Source organism: Streptomyces sp. CRN 30 (genome assembly GCF_034105845.1).
The window spans coordinates 1-6,559 of the sequence record NZ_JAVRHI010000365.1; the positions used below are offsets into that span (position 1 = coordinate 1).

The 6,559-nt window shown below is 74.1% G+C and carries 3 protein-coding genes and 2 pseudogenes; 3 read left to right on the forward strand and 2 right to left on the reverse strand.

Annotation, left to right across the window (positions count from 1 at the left end; translation table 11 throughout):
* Positions 1-1,509 (reverse strand): annotated as a pseudogene (locus tag UW392_RS38755) (glutamate synthase large subunit); the annotation flags it as partial.
* Between the two features lie 330 nt (positions 1,510-1,839).
* On the opposite strand from UW392_RS38755, the gene UW392_RS38760 reads away from it, so the two are divergent.
* From UW392_RS38760 to UW392_RS38770, 3 genes are all read left to right on the forward strand, one after another.
* Complete coding sequence (locus UW392_RS38760) at positions 1,840-2,544, forward strand: YoaK family protein (RefSeq protein ID WP_320779939.1); 705 nt, start codon at positions 1,840-1,842, stop codon at positions 2,542-2,544.
* Between the two features lie 66 nt (positions 2,545-2,610).
* Positions 2,611-3,141: a hypothetical protein gene (locus UW392_RS38765; RefSeq protein WP_320779940.1), complete on the forward strand. Its 531-nt coding sequence runs from the start codon at positions 2,611-2,613 to the stop codon at positions 3,139-3,141.
* A gap of 154 nt (positions 3,142-3,295) precedes the next feature.
* Positions 3,296-6,304, forward strand: coding sequence for an alpha-mannosidase (locus UW392_RS38770; protein WP_320779941.1), 3,009 nt, complete (start codon positions 3,296-3,298; stop codon positions 6,302-6,304).
* Positions 6,305-6,426: 122 nt separating this feature from the next.
* On the opposite strand, the pseudogene UW392_RS38775 reads toward UW392_RS38770, so the two are convergent.
* Positions 6,427-6,559 (reverse strand): annotated as a pseudogene (locus UW392_RS38775) (MerR family transcriptional regulator); the annotation flags it as partial.

The window sequence follows — 6,559 nt, forward strand, 5'->3', positions numbered from 1 at the left end:
CTTCGCCATGCCGCCCTCGGTGTCGCTGAGCGCGTTGATGGCGTTGCCGTAGCCCATCGCGGAGATCCGCTCCGACCCGTCGGCGAGCATCGGGTCGAGCATGAACCGGAAGCTCTCCTGGTTCAGCGAGTACGCCACGTAGCGGCCCGCGACGGAGAGGTCGCCGTCGTAGCCGAGTGTCGTCGTGCCCCGGTAGTAGTCGGGGGCGGGCAGGTCGTCGAGGTTGACCCGGGCGGCGTCGAGCAGCTCGGAGTAGGGCTTGCGGGCCGCGAGGGCGTCGAGGACCTCGCGGGTGCGCATCCGGCGGCCGGTGCGGTGGTCGACGACGAGCATGCCGCCGGCCTCGATGCGGCCGCGGTGCGTGATCTCCTCGTCGGGGAAGGCGACCTGCCCGGCCTCCGAGGCGACCATGAGGTACTCGGCGGTCTCGACGGTGCGCAGCGGGCGCAGGCCGAGCCGGTCGAGGCGGGCGCCGACGACGTCGCCGTCGCTGAAGATGACAGCGGCGGGACCGTCGTTCTTCTCCTCGTAGAGCGAGAAGTACTCCAGCATGTCGCGGACGGGCGCCGGGAGGGTGCGGTCGTTCTCCCAGGCGGGCGGCATGAGGGTGACGACGGCCTCGACGAGGTCCAGGCCGTCGTCGAAGACGCGGCTCTGCAGGGTCTGGTCGAGGCGGCTGGAGTCGGACTGGCCCGGCGGGCGCACGATGGAGCGGGTGCGGGCACGGGCGAGGGCCTCGTCGGAGAGCCGGTTCTTGCGGTCGGTGTTCAGTTCGCCGTTGTGCGCCATGAGCCGGAACGGCTGGGCCATGGTCGGGTGCGGCTCGGTGTTGGTGGAGAACCGGGTGTGGAAGTACAGCGACCGCACGGAGTGCCGGGGGTCGAGGAGGTCACGGAAGTAGCCGATGACCTCGCCGGAGTTCAGCCGGCCCTTGAGCACCTGGGTCCGCGCGCTCAACGACAGCGGGTAGAGGCCGGCGTACGCGTCGTCGGCGTAGGCGACGGCCTCGACGGCGAGCAGCGCGCGGTTGGCGGCGGCGTCGACCTCGGCACGCTCCCAGTCCGCGGGGGCCCGGAACACCCACTGCACGAGGGGCAGCTGGTACCGCTCGGCGGCGGGGCACGCGACGGTGTGGTCCACGGGTACGTCGCGGACCAGCAGCACCTCGAAGCCCTGCCCGGCGATGCTCCGGCCGACGAGGTCCGCGGCGCCGTCCCGGCGCGCGGCGTCGAGCGGTACGAAGCAGTTGGCGACGCCGAAGTGTCCGGCGCGCAGTTCCTCGCCGGTGAGCGCGGTGAAGAACTCGACCGACAGGTCGACGCTCACACCGGCGCCGTCGCCGACGCCCTCGGCGGATTTGCCGCCGCGGTGCGGGATGGCGCGGAGCGCTTCGTCGCCCTTGCGGATGACGTCGTGGCTCGGCGTGCCGTCGAGGCGGGTGAGGAAGCCGACGCCGCAGTCACTGTGGTCGAGGGCAGGGTCGTACAGACCGAGGGTGCTGTGATTCAAGTGCGGTCCTGTGGGCGGGTTGCGGCTGGGGTACCTCCCAGGTCCGCGCGGCTCTGCGGGAGGAGGGCGGCCACGCTGCAACGATGGAGCGCTCGCCACGGGCGGACCGGTGTGACGGTCGCAGCCCTGATCGGATTCACGGTAAGGCTGGCCTAATCGTCACCGCAAGTGTCGTCCGGTGTGCGAGACGGCACCTGACCTCGCCTCGTCACGCTCGGTGGTGACCTGTGTGCTCGCTGCCGCCGTGCGGCCCGGCGCGGCGGCACCGCGCGGGCGCGGGCAGCGGTCACGATGCGTGCCGGTGGTCCCGGAGGACGGAGGCGGGCGGGCGTGTCGGAACATGCGGAGAGAGCGTCGCGGGGGCGGGGAGCGGCCCGGCGGGCGGACGGCTGGGCGACGGCCCTGCTGTCGTCGGCCGCCGGAGCGGTCAACGCGCTGGGTTTCCTGTCGCTGGGCGGCGTCTTCACCAGTGTGGTGACCGCGAACTCGGCGCTGGTGGGGATCGGTCTCGGCACCGGCAGGGCGGCCCAGGCCGCGCCCGCCGGGCTGGCGGTGCTGGCCTATGTGGCGGGAGCGGCGGTGGGCAGCCGGCTGGCGGTCGCGGTACGGCGCGCCGCGCGGTGCGCGCCGCTGGACTTCCTGCTTCTGGAGGCCGCCGTCCTGTGGGCGGTGGCGGGCTGGTGGATCGCCGAGGGCGGACATCTGGCGGGGGTGGCGCGGTCCGTGGCGCTGGCGGCCGCCGCGGCGGCGATGGGCTGCCAGAGCGGCGGCCTGCGCGTCGCGGCGGGCTCGGGCGCGACCACCGCCTATCTGACGGGTCTGCTGACCGGCGCGGTCGCGGACGCGGTCACCGGGCGCCGTCCGCCGAGGCGGCTGCTGGTGACGATGGCGCCCCTGATCTGCGGCGCGGCTCTCTTCGCCCTCCTCGCTGACCGGCTGCGCGCCTCGGCCGCCGTGCTGCCCGCGCTGCTGGTCAGCGCGGCGTGGGCGTGGGCCCGTACGCGCGGCCGGGAGGAGCCGGCGGCCGCGCTCTAGCAAGGGTTTCCGAGAAGATCCGCGGAAGCCGACCGTCCGCGATCTCGGCCCGCTACCGTCCCCGGCATGGCGCACTCACACGACGAAAACGGTATACGGGACACTCGGAGCATCCAGCGCGACGGGGACGGTGACCGTCCCCGCAGACGGTTCGGACGGCTGGCGCTCGCCGTCGCGGGGGCGGCGGCCCTGGCGGCGATGGGCGTGGGCGTCTCCCTCGCGGCCGACGGGGACGAGCCCGCCACGCCCACCCCGGTCGCGAGCCCCTCCCCCGAGCCCTCCACTCCCCCGGACGGGGACTCCGGCGGGTCGGACGGCGGCGTGAGCGGCGGCGAGGACGGCGATGTCGGCACCAGCGGCGGCGAGGCCGAAACGGGCGGCCTGGGGACCGGCCCCGGTGACCCGAGCCCCACGTCCACCGAGGTGACCGACCCGCCGGTCCCCACCTCGGGCCCCGGTGACGAGTCACCCGCACCCGACGGGATCGCCGAGCTGAACGAGCGCATCGCGGAGCTGGAGAAGCAGGTCGACGAGTTGCCGACGAAGAAGGACCTGGCGGACGCGCTGCGCGCCTTCGCCGACGAGCTGGAGAAGTAGCCGGCCGGTCCTCCTCGGCCGCCGACGGGACGGGGGGGCGGGGACAGGGGCGCAGGCGTGAGGGCGGCACCCGCCGGGCAGAACACTGCGGGTGCTGACGGCGTCCCGCGTCGAACCTCTGTTCCCTCCCCCGCAGAGCCCGTCAGGAGGACACATGCACGACACCACCGCCCACATCGAGATGCGCGTCGAGCGTTTCGTACGGGAGCGCGTCGCTCCGGCCGTCGAACGCCGGCACGTCGCGCTGGACGTGACGGCGTGGGAGGTGCCCGGCGAGCCGGTGCCCTTCGCCGAGGCCGTGGGGCGGGAGTTCACGCCGTTCGCGCCCGGCATGACGTGGAGCAAGCCGTGGGGGACGACGTGGTTCCACGTCACCGGTGAGGTCCCGGACGGCTGGGGCGGGCCCGAGGTCGCGCTGGAACTCGCCGTCGACCTCGGTTTCTCCCCGGCCCAGGCCGGTTTCCAGGCCGAGGGTCTCGTGTACCGGCCCGACGGCACGATCGTGAAGGGCGTCGAGCCGTTCAACTCGGCCGTCCCCGTGGGGCCCGGCATCGTCGACCTGTACATCGAGGCCGCCTCCAACCCCGACGTCGGCGGCGACCGCTTCTTCCTGCCCACTCCGCTGGGCGACAGGAGCACCGCCGGTACCGACCCGCTGTACACGCTGCGCAGGATCGACCTCGTCGAGCGGGACCTGACCGTCGACGCGCTGCTGCGGGACTGCTGGACGCTGACCGGGCTGATCGCGGAGCTGGCGGAGTCGCTGCCGCGCCGCGCCGAGATCCTCCGCGCGCTGGAGCGCATGTGCGACGCCGTCGATCCCGACCGGGTCGCCGAGACCGCCGGAGCGGGCCGGAAGGCGCTCGCGGAGGTCCTCGCCTCCCCCGCGTACCCGAGCGCGCACCGGGTGGTCGCGGTGGGCCACGCGCACATCGACTCGGCGTGGCTGTGGCCGACGCGGGAGACGGTCCGCAAGTGCGCGCGCACCTTCTCCAACGTGCTGGCCCTCATGGACGACCACCCCGGCTTCGTCTTCGCCTGTTCGAGCGCCCAGCAGTACGCGTGGATCAAGGAGCACTACCCGGAGCTGTTCGAGCGCATCCGGGAGCGGGTCGCCGAGGGCCGGTTCGTGCCGGCGGGCGGCATGTGGGTCGAGTCCGACACCAATCTCCCGGGCGGTGAGGCGCTGGCCCGGCAGTTCGTGCACGGCAAGGGGTTCTTCCTGCGGGAGTTCGGCTTCGAGCCGGAGGAGGTGTGGCTGCCGGACTCCTTCGGGTACACGGCCGCGCTGCCGCAGATCGCCCTCGCGGCGGGCGCGAACGCGTTCCTCACGCAGAAGATCTCCTGGAACGAGACCAACCGGATGCCGCACCACACCTTCTGGTGGGAGGGCATCGACGGCAGCCGCGTCTTCACCCACTTCCCGCCCGCCGACACCTACAACTCGCGGCTGTCGGGCGCGGAACTGGCCCGCGCGGAGCGCCAGTACGCGGAGAAGGGCGTCTCCGACATCTCGCTGCTGCCGTTCGGCTTCGGCGACGGCGGGGGCGGGCCCACCCGGGAGATGCTGGAGGCCGCCGCCCGTACGCGGTCCCTGGAGGGCTCCCCGAGGGTCGAGATCAGCACGCCCCGGCACTTCTTCGAGGAGGCGAAGGCGTCGCATCCCGCGCCGGGCACCTGGTCGGGCGAGATGTACCTGGAGCTGCACCGGGGCACCTACACGTCGCAGGCGCGGACCAAGCAGGGCAACCGCCGCAGCGAGCACCTGCTGCGCGAGGCGGAGCTGTGGAACGCCACGGCCGCCTGGCGGGGGCTCGGGACGTACCCGTACGACGCGCTCGACGACGCCTGGCGCACCGTACTGCTCCAGCAGTTCCACGACATCCTGCCCGGCTCCTCGATCGCCTGGGTGTACGAGGAGGCGGAGCGGAACTACGCGGCCGTCGCCGCCTCGCTGACACCGCTGATCGAGGCGGCGCAGCGCGCGCTGGCGGGCGAGGGCGACGTCCCGCTCGTGTTCAACGCCGCACCCGTCGGCGCGGCGGGGGCACCGGCGCTCGGCGCGGCGGCCGGGTCCGTGCCGGGGTGGACGGCGCCCGTGGCCGACGGCGCGGGCTGGGTGCTCGACAACGGCGTGCTGCGGGCCGGCTTCGACGCCGCGGGGCTCCTGGTGTCGCTGGTGGACCACTCCTCGGGGCGTGAGCTGCTCGCCGAGGGGGAGGCGGCGGCGCTGCTCCAGGTGTGCCGTGACACGCCGAACCAGTGGGACGCGTGGGACGTCGACGCGCACTACCGGCACAACATCACCGAACTCCGCGAGGCGGACGCGGTTCGGGCGGGTGACGGGGCGCTGGTGGTACAGCGGTCGTTCCGTGACTCGTCGTTCACGCAGACCTTCCGGCTCGCGGCGGGCGGGGCGGAACTCGACATCGAGACACGGGTGGACTGGCACGAGCGGGAGAAGCTGGTGAAGCTGGCGTTCCCGCTCGCGGTCCACGCCGACCGGGCCTCCTCGGAGGTGCAGTTCGGGCACGTGCAGCGGCCCACCCACTCCAACACGTCGTGGGACATGGCGCGTTTCGAGACCGCGGCACACCGGTGGGTGCACGTCGGCGAGCCGGAGTTCGGTGTCGCCGTCGCCAACGACTCGACGTACGGCCATGACATCTCCCGGCACCGGGCGGCGGACGGCTCGGCCCACACCCTGGTCCGGCAGTCGCTGCTGCGGGCGCCGCGGTTCCCCGACCCGCACGCGGACCAGGGGACGCACGTGCTGCGGACGGCGGTGCGGCCGGCGCCGACCGTGCTGGAGGCGCTCGACACGGGGTACCGGCTCAACCTGCCCGTGCGGACGGTGACCGGCGCCGGGCCGGTGGCTCCGCTGGTCGCGGTGGACTCCCCCGCGGTCGTGGTCGAGGCGGTGAAACTGGCCGAGGACCGGTCCGGGGACCTCGTCGTCCGGTTGTACGAGGCGCGGGGCGGCCGGGCGCGGGCCCGCGTCGAGGTGTCGGAACCGTACGTCCGGGCGTGGACGACCGACCTCCTGGAACGGGAGGTTCCGGCCGGCTCGGCGGTGCGGTCGCAGGCGTGGGACGCGCCGGCCGCGATCGACCTCGCCCTGCGGCCCTTCGAGATCGTGACGTTGCGGGTGCGGCGGGGGTGACGGGCCGCCTCCCGGTACGGCCTGCCCGCACCGCCAGTACGGCCTGCCCGCACCGCCACGCGGGGTGACGCGTGATCCGGCGGTGCGGGCGGCGTGGGCGGGCCGGTGTGCGGAGGATGCCGTCAGCCGCCGCGCAGGGTGAGCAGGTGGGCGGCGGTGAGGGCGACGGCGCGGTCCTCGTCCCGGGCGAGGGCGGCGAGGGCACGGTCGGCGGTGGCTCCCGCCACCCCGGCCAGCGCCTCCGTCAGCCGCCGC